Raw genomic sequence first — 14455 nt, forward strand, 5'->3', positions numbered from 1 at the left:
TGATCTTCTCCTGAAATGAGCTTGGATTGTGGGATTGGCGCATCTATTGTAAACTGACAAGCATAGGGACCCGATTATCATAAGCCGTCCAAATGATGGCGTTACGATAGGGAATCAGGCTCGGTATTCTGGCAAAAAACATGCAGTTTGCGGCAGAAATCACTGTAAAGGCATATGCAGGTATGCTGTCCGAACTCGGGTCCGATGTTTATCGATACTCGAGCGGCAGACAGCCTGAGCCGATGTACCGGACCGGAACGCTTGCGGTTTGGGTATGCGCTGAAGCCCGTTTTATCTTGTAACCGGAAGAGCGGGAAGCGAATCCCGAAATTCATAGGGCATCGCCGGTTGTCGCAGGCCGACGCAAATCGTGTAAAATGAAAAGGACAAGCGTGCGGCGCCGGCTTTTCGGCTGCGGGAAGCTGCGCCGATCGGGACAGAGGAGGAGACGAACTTGAACATTTTGCAGCGGATCAAGGACGGCGCGGGTCGAGCTACCGAACGCGCTCAGAGCGCAGTAGAGATCGGCCGATTAAACAGCCATATCTCGGATATTCAGCGCGAAATTGATGTGCATTTTCTGCGTATGGGACAGGTGTTTTACGAAAATTACAGCAATCGCAATACGGCACCGGCTGAAGAGGAGATTATGGAATTGTGTACCGTCTGCGACCAGCTGAACGAAGAGATTGCAGAACTGCGTATCCGGATTGCGAAGCTGCGCAGCGAGCAGTTATGCGTATGCGGGGCAAGGCTGGAGGCCGATGCGGTATCTTGTCCGCACTGCGGACGAGAGCTGTCGTCGGGAGAACAGGCGAAGACGGGGGGAGAAGCGCCGACAGTTTCTACAAAACCGGCTGCCGCTTCAGCCAAGCCACCTGTTCGTTCCGAAGAACGGGTAGAGCTTCGCAAAGAATCGACTGTCCAAACGGAAGTCGAAGCGGAAGCCGTACATAACCTGGTCGACGATCCGGATTTTGGCCGGGAAGATTGGGCTTATGAGGATGAACGCGGCGAAGAGGCATTCGGCAAAGATCAATCTCTTGAAGAAATGCAGGAAAGGTACGCAGAGAGTGAAACGGAACGCTATCGGAACAACCGGCGTTACGAAGTACAGCCTGAAGAAGAACGTCATCAGGACAGCGTACGTTATGACGTTCAGCCGCAATCCGAAGACGAGTATGCAGACGAACAGTTCGAGACCAAACGTTTTGAGCTGGGAAGTGCGGAGCAGCATGAACTTGAAAGCAATCGCGATGCGGCGCAGTATGAGGAAGATGCCGATCAGTATAGCGATTCAGTTCAGGATCGGGAAGAAGAGAAGAGTTATGGAAGCTCAGAGGCGAGTTTACGCGGTGATGAAGAAACGCTGGAGCAGCGTGAGGAACGTCAGCGCCGCGAACTGCGCGAGATTCGCGCACGCGAGCGCAGCAAGCTGAAGGAGGCGCAGAGCGGAGCGGAACCTAGAGCAGCAGCGGAACCGCAAACGCAAACGGTGCACGAGGAAGAACAGAGACCCGCCCATGATCCGGAGTACGAGCGCCGGCAGAGGGAACGAATTGAGCGCGAGAAGGAGCGTCAGGATGAACTGGATCGTCTGATCGCTTCTTGGAATCGTGGAACGGAGATTGGGAGCGAAGAAGAACTGATTATCCGGCGTCCGGTCGGCGAAGTCGTGCGCTGCCAAGTCTGTGGAAGCGGACTGCCTAAAGGTTCCAAATGGTGTCCGCACTGCGCTTCAGAACAAATCTAATCGGCTCGGTTTCAGCAGCCAGGTAAGACGAATACCGATCTTTGTCATTGAACAAAGATCGGTATTTTTCTGATTATTTTCTGATTAATGCAACGTTTTGAAGGTGAATACGTATGGAGGAGTATGGATGTGAAAAACGTTGCAATGTTAGCCGGCAAGCTTATAGGAAAGGATGAGCAGTGATGATAGAATGCATCGTAAGATTTGAAGTCATGCAGGATAAAGAGCCGAAGCAGTTGAGAGGCTTGATTATATTGGGCAAAGGCGAAGAACCGGGAGAGGAGCAGCTTCTTCAAATGTTTGCGCGTATGGGGTATAATGTGCGCCTCGACGATCCGGAACAGCTGCTGTTCAAGCCTACAGATTCTTCCGCTTCGTATGAGTGGCTCCGGGTTCGGGAATTGGACATGGGTGAAGAAAAAGGCTCCGAAGACCACTATTTGAACTCGATTGTCGCCAATCTTCTCCCGAATCGCAATCGTCCGATTTGAGGAACAGCGAAATCCAGAGGTATCAAAAAAGAAGCTCGGAAGATGCCGTTCTCAAGCGGCGTTTCGAGCTTCTTTTTCATTGAAAAGATTCATTCTGCGTCTCTCTAAACTGCCGCTTCGAGTTCCGACGTGCAGTGCGGGCAGCGGCTCGCTTTGGCCGATATTTCGCTCAGGCAGTATGGGCATTCGCGCGTTGTTTTTTCCGGCTGCGGCTTTTCGTGTTCTTGACGCTTCAGCATATTGATTCCTTTGACCAGGATGAAGATGCAGAATGCGACAATCAGGAAATCGATAATATTGTTGATGAATTGTCCGTAAGCAATGACAGCGGCGCCCGATTCCTGGGCTTGGGCCAACGAGCGAACCGGCGAACCGTCAGCCAGCGTAATATCCGGATCAAGGTTAAAAAACAGATTCGCAAAATCGACACCGCCGAGCACCTTGCCGATCGGAGGCATGATGATGTCATTAACAAGCGAAGTAACGATCTTGCCAAATGCCGCCCCGATAATGACGCCTACCGCCAGATCGATGACATTGCCGCGCATGGCAAATTCTTTGAATTCTTTTACAATTCCCATAGAAATACTCCTTTCGGACTGAATGTCCGGATGATAAACCGATTTTCTTATCGGCCGTTTTTTATTTTACATGAAATAAAACTCACCTTTCATGTAAATTTCACTTTTCATTCGACAAAATTCGGAGTATACTGCAAACATTATTCTGTTTTTCGTATAGGTGCGGGAATAGGCCCGCATGTCTCTACCCGATCGCCGGAACGATCGGACTACGGAAAACGGCTGCCTGGAACTTTTACAGTTCCGGTTCCCCGACGTTCTCGAACAGCGATTGGATCGTTCGAAGTCCGGCGGCACCGCCTTGCGTCCGAATCATGAGGCGCCGCGCCTGCTGCCTGGCCGTTCGTCAGCGCCGGGGCAGACTTCGGGAAGAAGTCCGCAGCCGTACATTCCGAGTCCGCTTTTTCTTCCGTGACGGAAGAGAGGCGGGCTTTTTGCGTAGTTTGCTTTTGAAAAAAAGACATCCGGGGGGAACCAATCATGAAACTTTTGCAGGACAAAGTATTGAATGAAGGTATTGTACTCAGCGATCAGGTACTGAAAGTGGACTCTTTTCTGAACCACCAGATGGACCCTGTTCTGATGAAAGAAGTAGGGAAAGAATTTGCGCGTCTATTCGCCGGGGAAGGCATTACCAAAGTGCTGACAATCGAATCTTCCGGAATCGCACCGGCGATCATGGCTGCTCTGGAACTGGAAGTCCCGATGATCTTCGCGCGCAAGCAGAAATCGCTAACGCTGCGGGAAGACATTTACGTGGAGAAGGTATACTCGTTCACGAAGCAGCAGAGCAACGATGTCACCGTATCCAAGAAATTCCTGTTCCCTAACGACAAAGTACTCATCATCGACGACTTCCTCGCTCACGGGGAAGCGGCGCTGGGGTTGGCCAGAATTGTTGAACAGGCCGGCGCAAGCGTAGCGGGAATTGGCATTGTAATCGAAAAGTCATTCCAGAGCGGTGCACAGCGTATCAAGGAAGCCGGTTACCGTGTAGAGTCGCTGGTGCGTATCGCTTCCCTGGATGGAGGTCAAGTCTCGTTCGTCACGGAAGATGTCCATTAATCGCCATTTGAGTTGTCCATTTTAATTATTCTAGGGGGAATTACGCTTTATGAGTTCGGATCGAATTTTCCAAAGACACCGCCATCCGGCGAAAACTTTCTCACTGGGACTGCAGCACGTTATGGCGATGTACGCCGGTGCGATCGTCGTTCCGATGATTGTCGGCAGAGCGATCGGTATGACACCGGAACAGCTTACATACCTGATTGCGATCGATCTGCTGGCCTGCGGCGTGGCAACATTAATGCAGGTGTGGGGTAACCGCTTCTTCGGTATTAAGCTTCCTGTCGTGCTCGGCTGTGCGTTCCAAGCCGTCTCGCCAATGATTATGATCGGCAATGCGCCGGGTATGGGCATTGGGGCCATCTACGGCGCGATTATCGCTTCGGGTCTGTTCATTTTCCTATTCTCCGGCTTGTTCGGCCAATTGATTCGCCTATTCCCGCCGATCGTAACGGGCTCCGTCGTGACCATTATCGGCGTAACCTTGATTCCGACGGCCATGACGAATCTCGGCGGCGGACAGGGTGCGGAAGACTTCGGCAGCTTGTCTAACATTATGCTCGGCTTCGGCGTACTGATCTTCATCGTGCTGCTGAACCGCGTCTCGACCGGCTTTATCCGTTCCATTTCGATCCTGATCGGCCTGATCGTCGGCACGGTTGTCGCGGCGTTCATGGGCAAAGTCGACTTCTCTCCGGTGGCAAACGCAAGCTGGTTCCACGCGATCACGCCGTTCCATTTCGCAACACCGGTCTTTAACCTCAGCGCGATCCTCACGATGATTCTCGTTGCGATCGTCAGCGTCGTCGAATCGACAGGCGTGTTTATGGTATTGGGACGCATCGTCGGCCGCGACATCGGTTCCAAGGAGCTGGCACGCGGCTATCGGGCGGAAGGCCTTGCGATCATGTTGGGCGGCGTGTTCAACTCGTTCCCGTATACGACTTATTCGCAGAACGTCGGTCTTGTGCAGATGAGCCGTGTGAAGACGCGCGATGTTGTCGCCGTTGCTGGTATCCTGCTTGTGCTCGTCGGATTCATTCCGAAGATCGCCGCAACGGCGCAGCTCATCCCGTCCTCGGTACTCGGCGGCGCGATGGTCGCGCTGTTCGGCCTCGTGCTCTCGTCCGGCGTACGCGTACTGGGTGATCAGGTTGATCTGTCAAGGCACGAGAACCTGTTCATCATCGCCTGCTCCGTCGGTATGGGCCTTGGGGTCTCGACGGTACCGGGACTGTTCGCAGGACTGCCGGAGCAGCTGCGCATCCTGGTGGACAATGGCATCATCGCGGGCAGCTTCACGGCGATCGTCATGAATCTGCTGTTTAACGGACTGGGCGAGAAAAACGCACATTTGAAGGTCACCGGCGACGACGATGTGTTTGGCGGCGAAGAACAAACTCTCGATAAAGCAGCTTCAAGTGAAAAAGCTTTAAATAAAAAAAATGCAAATTAAAAAACTTTTTTGAAAAAAGCGCAGAGAGTATACATCATGATTCTGCATGCTTTGGAAGATGGACCGGTTCCCGACAAGATGGGGTGACCGGTCTTTTTTTACGAAAAAAATAGATCGGAAAACTGCAAAAGTTCGTTATTTCACCGAAATCTTGGCGTAATTCGACATTTCTCTATATGCTTCCCCTGTTTTTGAAAGAAGCTGCCTATAAGGTGGTTACAATAAGGATAGAGAATAACATAACTTGCACGGAACATCCTACTCTGCATGGAACAAACTACTTCGCTCCGGGGTGACGGACTAATGAACAAGAAATGGTGGAAAGAAAGCGTTATTTATCAAATCTATCCAATCAGTTTCAAAGATTCCACAGGCGATGGTAAGGGGGATCTTCGCGGAATTATCGAGAAATTGGATTACCTGCAGGAACTGGGCGTCGATGCGATCTGGATCTGCCCAATCTATACGTCCCCTGACTATGACAACGGATACGATATCAGCGACTACTATGGCATTGATCCGAAGTACGGCACGATGGAAGATTTTGACGAGCTGCTTCAGAAGGCGCATGCCCGCAGCATCCGGATCATTATGGATCTGGTGCTTAACCACAGCTCGCATCTGCATGAATGGTTTATCGAATCGTCGTCTTCCAAAGACAACCCCAAGCGAGATTACTACATCTGGCGCGAACCGAAAGAAAACGGCGGTTATCCGAACAACTGGGAGTCTTATTTCAGCGGCTCCGTATGGGAGTTCGACGAGCGCACCCAGGAGTATTATATGCACCTGTACGCGAAGGAACAGCCGGATCTGAACTGGGAAAATCCCGAGGTTGTCCGTGAGCTGCATGACATGGTGAAATGGTGGCTGGAAAAAGGGGTGGACGGCTTCCGTTTCGACGCCATCTCGCACATCGTCAAAGCCGAAGGGCTTCCTGACGCGGATAATCCGCAGAACCTTCCGGTCGTGCAGGCGTATCACTTTTTCTCCAATCTGGACAAAGTGCACTATTTCCTGCGTTCGCTGAACGAAGACGTGCTGGACTTTTACGACATTATGAACGTGGGCGAAGTGTCCGGTCTCGGACCTGAGCAGGCACTTGATTACGTCGGTGAAGGGCGCAATGAGCTGGATATGATTTTTCAATTTGAGCACATGTTCCTGGATGCCAAGTCCGGCGGAACGGGCAAGTGGGACATTAAGCCGTGGACGCTGATCGACCTTAAGAAGATCATGAGCCGCTGGCAGACCGTTTTGCACAAAAAAGGCTGGAATGCCAACTATATGAGCAATCACGATCAGCCGCGCCAAGTTTCCAGATTCGGCAACGACAAAGACTACCGCGTACGTTCGGCGAAGATGCTCGGGACGTTCCTGCATACGCTTCAAGGAACGCCGTACATTTATCAGGGCGAAGAGATCGGCATGACCAACGTACAGTTTGAATCGATCGATCAATATCGGGATGTCGAAACGCTGAACTATTACAAGCAGTGCAAGAACAAGGGCATGGACGAACGGGAAATCATGGAGCGCATCTGGAAAAAAAGCCGCGACAACGCCCGGACGCCGATGCAGTGGAACTTCGACGAACATGCCGGCTTCACGGACGGAGAGCCTTGGATGAACGTCAATCCGAACTATACGAAGATCAATGTGGAAGCGGCGCGCCGAGACCCGAATTCCATCTTCCATCATTACCGCAAACTGATTGCCCTGCGTAAAAAGCACGAGGTGCTTGTATACGGCGACTACAAGCTGCTGCTGCCGCTGCACGAAGAAATCTATGCGTTCGTACGAACATGGGAAGAGGAAAAGCTGCTGGTCATCTTGAACTTCTTCAGCGGTACGCCGACGTTCGACTGGCCGGAAGACCTGCAGGGAATGAAAGAAGAACTGCTGATTTCTAACTACGAACCTCTGGAAGATGAGGATCTGTACAGTTTGACGCTGCGGCCTTATGAGGCGAGGGTGTATAAGTTGAGTTAATAGATTTGTATATTTTCTTCATGCTAATAAGTGTAGAAAAACCGGTGTTGCATATAAGCAATACCGGTTTTTCTATGGGGAAAATATTTAATTGAGAGTTAACTTTCGGATGAATTGGTGTCTGTCACTAACTTTTGTTTTTTCATAAATCCTTTTGATTACTGTTCGTACGGTTCCCTCTTTAATTCCTAGTTGGTTTGCTATGTATAAGGCGCTTTTCTGATCCAACCATAATAAAGCGACCTCTCGTTCTCTTGTTGTCAGCAAATATTCATCTAAGTTAAGTAACGTGTTTTTCTTTGGGCGGAGTTGATGTTCGCAGTTATAACGAATGTTTTGGGCTAACAATTGGATGTAAGGAACTGCAAAGTCTATGGAACATTCTTTAGGTACAGACAAATCAAGATAGCCCATGGTTCTACCATTACATAGAATGGGAGAGGCGATACAGTTCAAATCTTTAAATTGTACCAGCGAATGTTCGTTTCCTTGCACGACACTAAGCTTATGCTTTTCCATAGCCAAGGAGATTCCGTTAACGCCACTGGCTTTTTTGGATAGATTATCTCCTACCTTCAACCCTGCAGCAATGGCAAACAACGAATAACAAAAAATTTCAAGAATAATTCCGTTTTCGTCGGTTAGAATCGTGGCAAAAGGTACCGGCAGCAGACGGACTGCTTTTTCAATTTCCTTGCGAATCGTTAAAAGAAGATTTGAAAATAGGATTTGTTCTGTTGCCATGTGATTATGCGCTCCTTATTTAAAACCTCTCTAATAGATTTTCTATAAAGGTAAATGATAGGCAAGCAACTTTTATATGTAAATAATGATATAAAAATTAAAGATATAATACAACCTTTTTTCTGGATCCACTTTTCAAAGAGCGAGTAAAGAGAAAGTTGTCAATACCTAATTCAGGATATAGAAGAAGCCAAATGTATGGATTACTCTAAATTTATCAGCAGCGCGAAATGAAAAAACGCGAATGAGAGCAAAGGGAACGGAGACAGCAGCATGATTGGAATTGAGAACATCAAAATGAGTTTTGGCAATCGCCTTGTGCTCGATCAGGTGGGGTTATTGATCCAAAAAGGGCGTCCTCATGCGCTGCTTGGAAAAAACGGAGCAGGTAAAACAACGCTTATTAAAATCATTCTGGGACTTCTTCGTCAGCAGAACGGGACAGTAGATTTCCCTACTCCTCATATGACAATCGGTTATTTACCTGAAGAACGCGGAATGTACAAAGATATTCGGGTGGACCAAGCTATTCGATATTTCGGGAAGTTGGGCAGCCGACAGCCAAAGGACTATCAGGCTTATTTGGAAAAGTTTGAACTGCTTGCTTATGAAAAGCTGCATGTGCGCAGCTTATCGAAAGGAAACCAACAAAAACTTCAATTAGCGGTGGCACTCGTTAATAGTCCGGAATTTTTGATTTTGGACGAGCCATTTAGCGGCCTGGATCCCTTAAATCGAGAATTGTTTTCTGATATTATTAGCGATTATGCCAAAGAACATTATCTGCTTATTTCAAGCCATCAGTTGGATAAAATTGAAGTCTTAGGTCAGGACATAAGTTTTTTGAAAGCGGGAAAAATTATAGCCTCCGGGACTCTTGAACAAATACGTAAGACATACGGATTTAAACAACTTTATCTGCCTGAATCTATAGAAGTTGAAAATGTCTTCTCTAATTATCATAGCTTCGAAAAGGAAAAAGGTCGGTATCGTATTCCGATAAACGAAGACAAAGATTTTTGGGAGATGATGAAGCAAATTGAAGGTCGGGATATTTCTTTTGTAAGCTTTCAAAATTCTTCTTTAGAAGATATTTATATTCGGTTGATGAAATGAAGGTGGCATGAAAATGACATTTTTGCACATGGTGAAATTCAATTACCTAAGATTGTTTAAGCATTGGAGCGCTTATGTGCTGTATGGGATGGTAATAGCTCTGGTCGTTGGCATTGGGCTTTTTCCCCACTTACATAGCGGAACTGCACAGCCGTTTACGGCCTACACGAATTCTGATGGTAGGGCACCGAATTATATTGGACAGGACCAAGAAATGCCGATGTTGGTACAGATGATTATCATTTTTGCACCTTACCTTTTCGCTTTATTGTTTGGAACGATGATCTTTATAGCGGTTTCCGTAGAAAGTATAGAGAAAATCAGTTATCTTTTACTGTCCAAAGTATCTGCTTTTCATATTTTGTACAGTAAAGTCGTCGCCGTATTATTATTTTTTATGGGATTGCTTACTTTAGGTATTTTAGGATTTCTGACTCTTGCTGCAATTGGTGTCATTCATCCGCTTGAATTAATACATGCCTCTCATTTGAACATGGGATTTGGATGGCGATATGGTACTGCGTTTATTCTGGGAATTTTACAGATTGTTATGTTGTTCACCTTATTCGCTCTGTTTATTCGGGAAAGCTCACAGCTTCAGACAGGAATGATGATTCCAGGAATTATTACCGCTGTGGGTTGGGGTGTAGGGTATTGGATGCTTTTATTTAAACCGAATTTACTCGCACATCCTTTTTTGACAACAAGTTTACAGGGGATTCCTATTTTCAATTTGTTTGCTACGATAGCACGCTTAGGCAGCTGCTCGCTAACGAACTTAGATTTAGCAGTTTTTATTGTAGCAACTGTACTCTGGCTAGCATTAGCTCATTTCAGTTTGCGAATCGTCTATGCGGCTAATCAAAAAATTAATTTGTGAGGAGTAGAAGTTATGATGAACGCTTACGAACAAATTAGTGTGAAATTGGAAGAAAAAAAGCGGAAAATGAATAGGCTGAGACTCTTGAGTGTTACGGTTATACTTTTGACTGCAGGGGTTGGAGCAGCTGTTCACAACATGGTTTTGTTCGTTGTTGGCATAGCAGCTTTTGTTGTTATGCTTTTCGGATTTGGACTTCCTACCATGCGCCAAATTTCTCGTTTGAAAAAGCAATTAACTGAGCTTGCTTCTGAATAATATAATCTTATCTCTGATAATTACTGTGTATGCGCAACTGCGAATTAACTTCCTCTTTGATATTCACCTCTTCATTAAGATCCAAAGTTTGGGCCTGAGCGTTTAAGAAAGTTCCTACTCGAAAAAGTCGATGAGTTTGCGTACCTGCTCTAATTAAAAAAGCGATTTTCCGGTTTATGACGGAAGATCGCTTTTTTGTGACGGATGCTGCTGCGATTAACCAGAGATGTTAACAGGACGGGCAGACAAATATCGTGTAATCAGATCGTCGGCAATCTCGTCCGACGCCTTGGGATGACCCAGAGCGGCAGAACGTTCACGAGCGGCCTGCAGCTTCCCGGGATCGCCCAGCAGACCGGCGATTTGTGCGGCAAGCTCATCGGCGCTGCGGGAGATGAAGGCGGCGCCTTTATCTTCGAGATAAACGGCGTTATTGCGTTCCTGGCCCGGCACAGGACGGAATAGGAAGATCGGCAGCCGGCAGGCGAGCGACTCGGCAAGCGTGATACCGCCGGGCTTGGTCACAATACAGTCGCTCATACGCATAAGCGAGGCGACACGATCGGTGAATCCGAGTATTTGTATGCGTTCGTTATCGGCGTACTGCTGCGTAAGACCGGATTGCATTTCTTCATTACGGCCGCATACGACAATAATCTGGATGTCGTTCTGTTCAAGCAGCAGATCGCATACCCGGCGCAGGCCAAGCATAACGCCGTAAGCGCCGGCCATAAGCAGCACAGTCTTGCGGGATGGATTGAGCTTGATGCCGGATACGGACGGCTCGCCTGTTCGCAGAGCGCGCGCGGCGGCAAATTCGCCGTGAGAGTGCGGCTGCGGCTTCGTAGATCCTGTGCCACAGCTGTCCGCCGGACCGAACCCCTGCTTGATCGGAATGCCGCTGACGGCAATTCTCTCCGGATCGATGCCGGAGTCCGCTGCCTGCTTGCGCATATCTGCTGTCGCAACGTAGAAACGATCCACATCCGGATGAAGCCACCGTCCATGCAGATCAAAGTCGGTTACGACATTGACGATCGGAATATCAAGTCCGATCTTGCGGCGCAGCTTCGGCATGACCATCTGCGGGAACGTATGAATTACGACGCCGGGACGCTCAGTTTTGAGGTACTCCTCAAGCCTGCGTGTACCGAAGGCATGCAGAATATTCGCAAAAGGTTTATCCGCTTTCATATCTTTCGTCATATTGTACACGAGGCCGTAAAGACCCGGAATGGTACGGTAGCTCTGCATATAGACGAAGCGGGTGAGGTCATTGAGTTTGGGATGTGCCTCGGCCATAAGGTCAAGCAGCTTTACTTGGTGAATGCCGCGTTCGTTCAAGCTTTTTTCAAGTGCTTTGGTTGCCTGATAATGACCGTCGCCATAGCTGGCGTACAGGATCAGGACATTGGGCTCGTGCGGTTGCATGGGTTCCTCCCCTGAAAGTCTGCAAGATGACAAGATGACAAGATGGAATCTATCATATCAAGTTTTTGGGCGGGGGGCGAGCCCATTCCGACCTTCGCTTCACTCGATTCTCTCCCCTTGATCAAAATAAAGCAGTAGGGAGGGGAGAGAATCGAAAGGCGCTGCGGTTCGGAATGGGCTCGCCCTGGGGGGAGGGAGGGCAAGGGCAAAGAACAAGAGCTAGAGCAAGGGCAAAACAAGGGCAAAGAACAAGAGTCAGAGCCAGACAAGAGCAAAACAAGAGCAAGACAAGACCAAGAAGTAAAGGCAAGAGTGCGGGTGACGGGGAAGGGAAGGGGTAAGGGTAGAGGAAGGGGAACGACAAGGCGGCGAGAAGACTGCTGCAAAGCAATGTGAAAATAGAGCTTTCTACTCAGCCTAAGCTGCCTAGAAAGACAAGATTCCGCAGCTTGGCTATTCTAACGAATCCTGATCATGCTATTCATGCTCTAAGCGGTTTATAGAAATTCTAACGAACCCTGATAACGTTATTGGAGCTAAAATGGTCTTGAACAGGTCCAATCGCAGCAAATAAAGATATGAGGATTCGTTAGAATCGAAAAAAAGCCGAAAAGTGGCAAATAGCGGTATAAGGATTCGTTAAAATGGGGAGTGGGCACGGATCACGGATTTCGGAATTCTACACTCTCGAAATTCTACACTCTCGAAATTCTACACTCTCGAAATTCTACGCTCTCGGAGTTCTGCAGCCTTAGAATCCTACGGTCTTAGGGTTCCATGGTCTTTTAGATTCCAGATTTCGACACACGACTGGAAGAGAGGACCGGATGAGGTCCTCATCCGACCCTCATCCGACCCTCATCCGACCCTCATTCGGCCCTCATCCGGCCCTCATCCGGCCTTCAGCCGGCCCTCAGCTTCCCGAGTCTTTCAACGCAGGGAGCACGAACTTCCGCATCAGCTGACGGGGATTCTTATAGCGGCTGACACGGCTCTCGGACGTGAATACGGCTACCGCGTCCAAGCTTGGCAGCACATAGATTTGCTGGCCGCCATGGCCGTGCGCGCAGGCGTAAGGCACACCGTCCAGCTCGCCGGTCCACCATTGGAACCCGTAATCGCCGAATCCTTCGTAGCCTGCGGTCTGCGTCGACAGCATCTGCCGCGTCCAGTCCGACGGCAGAATGCGGCTGCCTTCGTACATCCCGCCTTCGAGGCAGCACTGCCCGAATCGGGCAAGATCTCTTGCGGTCAGCGCCAGACCGATATGGCCGGCGCTTGCGCCTTCGCGTACCGGGGACCACGCTGCGCTGCGAATGCCAAGAGGACCGAACAGTTCGCGCTGAGCGAAGGTGAAGGCATCTTCACCGGTCCAGCTCGTCAGAATAGCCGACAGCAGATGGGAGTCGGTGCTGCGATAAGTAAACGTACCGCGCTGCTCAGGCATGACAGGCAGGCGAAGCGCAAACGAGACCCAGCTGCGGCTTCGATGAAAAGGCCGCAGCAGCGCTTCACCGAGACTGCGGCCGGTTTTCCAGTAGCTGCCCGAAGTCATGGTGAGCAGCTGCCGCAGCGTAATCTCTTTTGCAAGCGGATGGGCATCTTTCGGCCAGATGGATTCCAGATGTTCAAATATAGAACCATCCAAGTACGGACTGCCCTGACGCTCGTACGCGATGCCAAACAGTGCGGCCGTAAAGCTCTTGGTAGCCGAGCGCAGATCATGCAGCGTCTCCGGCACGGCGTCTCCGTAGTAGCGTTCGAAAATCAGGTTTCCTCCGCGCAGCAGCAGGAAACTGCGCAGTTTGGGATGGCTTTGCGGTACAGCGCGATCCGCCTGAAGCAGTGGGAACTCGTCCGTTCCGGTTTCCAAAGGAGACGAGGTCGGCAGCGTCGGAGTGAAAGAACCCGATGAGACAATTAGCGGTACGGAACGCGGCATGGGATCATTCCTCCTTTTTGAGCAATATATTTTTATACAATAAGTTTATGCAGTGTGTTGGATCATCAGAGAGCAACTTTCCCAGGCGGTTCGCGTCTGAATAATAAGGGCGATAAGAAGTTATAACCGCAATTCGTCCTTTTGCTTCGCTCATGCGGTTCATATCCAATCTCGTTGTAAAATGGTATACTCGTAAGTAGGCATCTTCTTGAAATCTGTGCACAGTCTTCGTTTTTCGTTTGGAGGAGAGTCGCATCCGGCCAAAGAGAGAGAAGTAAGGACAAGCCGGAAGTGATTCAGTTGGCATTTCATCGGGTATGTAAGAAATCAGATAGGTGTTTAGCTTCAAGGCGGCGCAGAAGATTGTCTTTTCACAAGACAGCGGAGCGCGGCGGGCAGGGCGACAACCTTTAGGGGCGTCCGTCGGCAGCAGATTTTTTTGACATTCTCGATAACGAAGAACGTTCCGGGAGGGAATTATGATGGCGACCAAAGGTCATAACGAAGTCAAGGAAAGTCTGCGGGAAATGACTCGTATTTTTCGCCCAAGCGATCCGAAAAAGTTCGTCAAAGAATACGTTCGGAAGTATCACATTATGGGTGGGTACGAGGAAGAGTTGACGCTGGTGGTTGAGAACGAGATGGGCAAGTTGAACTCGTCCGCATCCTAGGGAAAGCTTTAAGCGGCCGCGGTCGCAAAGCAATTGATTGTGAAGATGCCTTTGTCGGTAAATGTAAGTTCC

Annotated in this window: 13 protein-coding genes and 1 riboswitch; of the genes, 9 read left to right on the plus strand and 4 right to left on the minus strand. The window is 49.3% G+C overall.

Features of this window, described 5'->3' with window-relative positions:
- Positions 1-454: 454 nt before the first annotated feature.
- Both F456_RS23705 and F456_RS0114855 read left to right on the plus strand, forming a co-directional pair.
- On the plus strand, positions 455-1753 hold the full coding sequence (locus tag F456_RS23705) for a hypothetical protein (RefSeq protein ID WP_018977837.1): 1299 nt from the start codon (positions 455-457) through the stop codon (positions 1751-1753).
- Between the two features lie 182 nt (positions 1754-1935).
- Complete coding sequence (locus F456_RS0114855; RefSeq protein WP_018977838.1) at positions 1936-2244, plus strand: hypothetical protein; 309 nt, start codon at positions 1936-1938, stop codon at positions 2242-2244.
- 104 nt (positions 2245-2348) lie between these two features.
- Here the strand turns inward: F456_RS0114855 and mscL are convergent, their stop codons facing one another.
- Positions 2349-2825 (minus strand): large conductance mechanosensitive channel protein MscL, encoded by a 477-nt coding sequence (gene mscL, locus F456_RS0114860; RefSeq protein ID WP_018977839.1) that lies wholly within the window; start codon positions 2823-2825, stop codon positions 2349-2351.
- 132 nt (positions 2826-2957) lie between these two features.
- Positions 2958-3057: riboswitch (purine riboswitch) on the plus strand.
- Between the two features lie 248 nt (positions 3058-3305).
- Between mscL and F456_RS0114870 the strand changes: the two genes are divergently transcribed.
- The 3 genes from F456_RS0114870 (at position 3306) to F456_RS0114880 (ending at position 7341) form a co-directional block, all read left to right on the plus strand.
- A complete protein-coding gene (locus F456_RS0114870; RefSeq protein ID WP_018977841.1) occupies positions 3306-3890 on the plus strand; it encodes a xanthine phosphoribosyltransferase in 585 nt (194 codons plus the stop codon).
- Positions 3891-3939: 49 nt separating this feature from the next.
- Positions 3940-5349, plus strand: coding sequence for a nucleobase:cation symporter-2 family protein (locus F456_RS22715; RefSeq protein ID WP_018977842.1), 1410 nt, complete (start codon positions 3940-3942; stop codon positions 5347-5349).
- A gap of 303 nt (positions 5350-5652) precedes the next feature.
- Positions 5653-7341, plus strand: a complete 1689-nt coding sequence (locus F456_RS0114880) for a glycoside hydrolase family 13 protein (protein WP_018977843.1) — start codon at positions 5653-5655, stop codon at positions 7339-7341.
- Positions 7342-7428: 87 nt separating this feature from the next.
- Here F456_RS0114880 and F456_RS0114885 read toward each other — a convergent pair whose 3' ends face one another.
- Positions 7429-8085 carry a helix-turn-helix domain-containing protein gene (locus F456_RS0114885; RefSeq protein ID WP_018977844.1) on the minus strand — a complete coding sequence of 219 codons (657 nt, stop codon included), beginning with the start codon at positions 8083-8085 and terminating at the stop codon, positions 7429-7431.
- A 273-nt stretch (positions 8086-8358) separates the two neighbouring features.
- Here F456_RS0114885 and F456_RS0114890 point away from each other — a divergent pair, with 273 nt between their 5' ends.
- Genes F456_RS0114890 through F456_RS0114900 form a run of 3 tightly spaced genes read left to right on the plus strand, consistent with a single transcriptional unit; the run spans position 8359 to position 10339 of the window.
- The gene (locus tag F456_RS0114890; protein WP_018977845.1) at positions 8359-9201 is read left to right on the plus strand and encodes an ABC transporter ATP-binding protein; all 843 of its coding nucleotides are present in this window, start codon (positions 8359-8361) and stop codon (positions 9199-9201) included.
- Between the two features lie 13 nt (positions 9202-9214).
- Positions 9215-10081, plus strand: a complete 867-nt coding sequence (locus tag F456_RS0114895) for an ABC transporter permease family protein (RefSeq protein ID WP_018977846.1) — start codon at positions 9215-9217, stop codon at positions 10079-10081.
- A 12-nt stretch (positions 10082-10093) separates the two neighbouring features.
- Positions 10094-10339: a hypothetical protein gene (locus tag F456_RS0114900; RefSeq protein ID WP_018977847.1), complete on the plus strand. Its 246-nt coding sequence runs from the start codon at positions 10094-10096 to the stop codon at positions 10337-10339.
- A 216-nt stretch (positions 10340-10555) separates the two neighbouring features.
- On the opposite strand, the gene F456_RS0114905 is transcribed toward F456_RS0114900, so the two are convergent.
- Complete coding sequence (locus F456_RS0114905) at positions 10556-11770, minus strand: MGDG synthase family glycosyltransferase (RefSeq protein WP_018977848.1); 1215 nt, start codon at positions 11768-11770, stop codon at positions 10556-10558.
- A gap of 913 nt (positions 11771-12683) precedes the next feature.
- Positions 12684-13712, minus strand: a complete 1029-nt coding sequence (locus F456_RS0114910; RefSeq protein ID WP_018977849.1) for a serine hydrolase domain-containing protein — start codon at positions 13710-13712, stop codon at positions 12684-12686.
- A gap of 482 nt (positions 13713-14194) precedes the next feature.
- Between F456_RS0114910 and F456_RS0114915 the strand changes: the two genes are divergently transcribed.
- Positions 14195-14383 carry a hypothetical protein gene (locus F456_RS0114915; RefSeq protein ID WP_018977850.1) on the plus strand — a complete coding sequence of 63 codons (189 nt, stop codon included), beginning with the start codon at positions 14195-14197 and terminating at the stop codon, positions 14381-14383.
- Positions 14384-14455: the final 72 nt, after the last annotated feature.

This window comes from Saccharibacillus kuerlensis DSM 22868, from assembly GCF_000378145.1.
GTDB lineage: Bacteria > Bacillota > Bacilli > Paenibacillales > Paenibacillaceae > Saccharibacillus > Saccharibacillus kuerlensis.

Coding starts and splice junctions, on each gene's coding strand:
- F456_RS0114855 (WP_018977838.1), top strand. CDS start 1,936: ATGATAGAATGCATCGTAAGATTTGAAGTCATGCAGGATAAAGAGCCG.
- mscL (WP_018977839.1), bottom strand. CDS start 2,825: ATGGGAATTGTAAAAGAATTCAAAGAATTTGCCATGCGCGGCAATGTC.
- F456_RS0114870 (WP_018977841.1), top strand. CDS start 3,306: ATGAAACTTTTGCAGGACAAAGTATTGAATGAAGGTATTGTACTCAGC.
- F456_RS22715 (WP_018977842.1), top strand. CDS start 3,940: ATGAGTTCGGATCGAATTTTCCAAAGACACCGCCATCCGGCGAAAACT.
- F456_RS0114880 (WP_018977843.1), top strand. CDS start 5,653: ATGAACAAGAAATGGTGGAAAGAAAGCGTTATTTATCAAATCTATCCA.
- F456_RS0114885 (WP_018977844.1), bottom strand. CDS start 8,085: ATGGCAACAGAACAAATCCTATTTTCAAATCTTCTTTTAACGATTCGC.
- F456_RS0114890 (WP_018977845.1), top strand. CDS start 8,359: ATGATTGGAATTGAGAACATCAAAATGAGTTTTGGCAATCGCCTTGTG.
- F456_RS0114895 (WP_018977846.1), top strand. CDS start 9,215: ATGACATTTTTGCACATGGTGAAATTCAATTACCTAAGATTGTTTAAG.
- F456_RS0114900 (WP_018977847.1), top strand. CDS start 10,094: ATGATGAACGCTTACGAACAAATTAGTGTGAAATTGGAAGAAAAAAAG.
- F456_RS0114905 (WP_018977848.1), bottom strand. CDS start 11,770: ATGCAACCGCACGAGCCCAATGTCCTGATCCTGTACGCCAGCTATGGC.
- F456_RS0114910 (WP_018977849.1), bottom strand. CDS start 13,712: ATGCCGCGTTCCGTACCGCTAATTGTCTCATCGGGTTCTTTCACTCCG.
- F456_RS0114915 (WP_018977850.1), top strand. CDS start 14,195: ATGGCGACCAAAGGTCATAACGAAGTCAAGGAAAGTCTGCGGGAAATG.